This is a genomic window from Brevibacterium sp. S22 (genome assembly GCF_004745485.1).
Taxonomy (GTDB): Bacteria; Actinomycetota; Actinomycetes; order Actinomycetales; family Brevibacteriaceae; genus Brevibacterium.
Map to the genome: position 1 here is coordinate 1 of NZ_RHFG01000056.1, position 2,110 is coordinate 2,110.

Annotated in this window: 2 protein-coding genes; both read right to left on the reverse strand. The window is 59.9% G+C overall.

Features of this window, described 5'->3' with window-relative positions; genetic code table 11:
* Positions 1-232: 232 nt before the first annotated feature.
* Positions 233-1,468 carry a type II toxin-antitoxin system HipA family toxin gene (locus EB835_RS20090; RefSeq protein ID WP_135811184.1) on the reverse strand — a complete coding sequence of 412 codons (1,236 nt, stop codon included), beginning with the start codon at positions 1,466-1,468 and terminating at the stop codon, positions 233-235.
* Entirely contained in the window at positions 1,465-1,758 is a 294-nt protein-coding gene (locus EB835_RS20095) for a helix-turn-helix domain-containing protein (RefSeq protein ID WP_135811185.1), read from the reverse strand. The genes EB835_RS20090 and EB835_RS20095 overlap by 4 nt, the downstream gene beginning before the upstream one ends.
* Positions 1,759-2,110 lie beyond the last annotated feature (352 nt).

The window sequence follows — 2,110 nt, forward strand, 5'->3', positions numbered from 1 at the left end:
TGACCCATCGGAACAAACCCTGTTTATCCTGGTCAGACCCGGCAGAAACTCTGTCTCGAAGACGTTGTTTCCGTCGGGGCAACGAGATATAACTCTAGACCAGGCAAACCCGACCACGCAAATCCACAACCAACTTTCCCCACGTGACACCCACCACATGGCCTGACGCTCGCGAAGGGCCCCTTGCCCAAGGTCGGATGGGGAGTCACTCCCTGCGCCGCTCCTGCCCGAATCAACGGTCGATAGCAATCTGCAAACGTGCGAGCTGAACGTCGATGACGGATCCCATCTCGGTGATCTCTGAGCGTCGTATCCCGCGGCTGGCAGCCAGAGACTTCCATCCGGAGACCGCGTTCACGACCTCGTTGAACACCGATACAGCAGCCGGCTTCGTCAGATGGCAGAGGGAAGCGAATTCGAGGAGCGCCTCCACTTCGCTCTCGGCTGCTACGTTGCCGTTGATCGCAGTCTGACGTTCGACTGCGGCTTCCGGTTCGGGGTTGATATCGAAGGCCGGGCTCAGCTGCCACCCTGCGTCGGAACGGATGAAGCCATGGTTGCGCAGGTGATCATCCGTGTTGTGCATCGCTGCCGAGAACACCACTCGGCGAAAGAGCTCAGCGCAGTCGTGCCGCCAACGCCGGCTGTGGTCTTCGATGGCCTCGACGATATCGAGGTAGTCGCCGGCCTCTCCGTCTCGGCGCCCGGTCGCCGTCATCGCACTCATGTATCCGATCCGATGATCAGGCATGCGGTCGAACCTCTCCAGGAGAAGAACGGGCCTCTGCTCGATGATCAGCAGCTGGGATTCGGAGGTTTCGATTCCGGCATTGCGGGCGAGCTCGAGAGCCACACTCTCCCACGCGATGACGTCTCTTTCGTCGTCGGGACGGGAGAATTTGGCTATCAGCAATCGTCCTTCATCGTCCGCCACAGAAGCTTTGGGGCGTGCTCCTCCCAGAGACGCCGTCCCTGCCTCGAGAAGGCGCTTCACGGCCGTGCCGGAGCCTTCTGCTGCGCCGTCTGCGGCTCGCTGCAGTTCCGGCAGGGAAAGCAGCTTCGGCACACGGTGCGTGGGACTGAGGAAGTGATCGCCTGCAGCACGACGAAACCGCAGAGCTCCCTGCCGGGTATGGTCACTGACTCCGAGCAGGAAGTCGATGTCTGTCAGGCGCCGGTCGCGGGCCATCCCTTCGGTGACCTGCCTTCGGTGCTCCTTGGTGACGAGATTGCGGCCCCATCGGTCAGGAGCACTGTCCGAGAATGCGCCCGGCAGACCGGGAACGCTGAATGGAGCCGTCGACAGCGGGAGTTCAGGGTCGATGGAATAGGCCCATCGAGCACCCGCGTACTCATCGGAGTACTTGAACGTCGTCGAGATCTGCCCTCTTGCGATGTGGAAGTACGCAGTGCCGACGAACACCGAAGTTCCTCGGTGGTCGATTTCAACACGGATCTGTTCGCTCATCGACGCACCCTGTCAGGAAGTGACTCAGCAGACCGAAGCTTGCCGACATCGGTGCTCAGCGGATCGAACGAGGCAGACACATGATCGAGCTGACCCAATGCCTGCATGACCGACATGACCGCACCGATCGAGACGCCGGCATCTCCGCGCTCGACCTTCTGCAGGGTCGATCGAGAGATACCTGCCCGCTCTGCGACTTCGACAGCCTTGAGTGATTGCATGAGTCGCCACCGACGAATCGATGCGCCGATCTCGGTGAGGCGGCGGTCAACCTGGCGAATTACGCTCATCAGAGGTCCTTTACGAGTGCGATACGAGCCATAAGTCGTTTTAATGACTAGGATACGCTCCCTTAACTGAGCAGACAATGATGGTTCCAAGTTGGGGATCGACCGGCAGCTGTCTCGACGACCTCCACAAGGTCGCAAGTGAACCCGATTCTCTCCGATCGATACACCGGACCAGCATGAATACGCTCATGGCCCCGCCCAACCAACCAGCCGAACAAGGCCACACCCACACAACCCCCGTATGAATACAAAAAAGGAAGGGGTCCTACCCGACATAACGTCGAGCCGGACCCCTCCCTCAAAAATATTGCGGCAGTCACTTACTCTCCCACAACCACCAAGTTGCAGTACC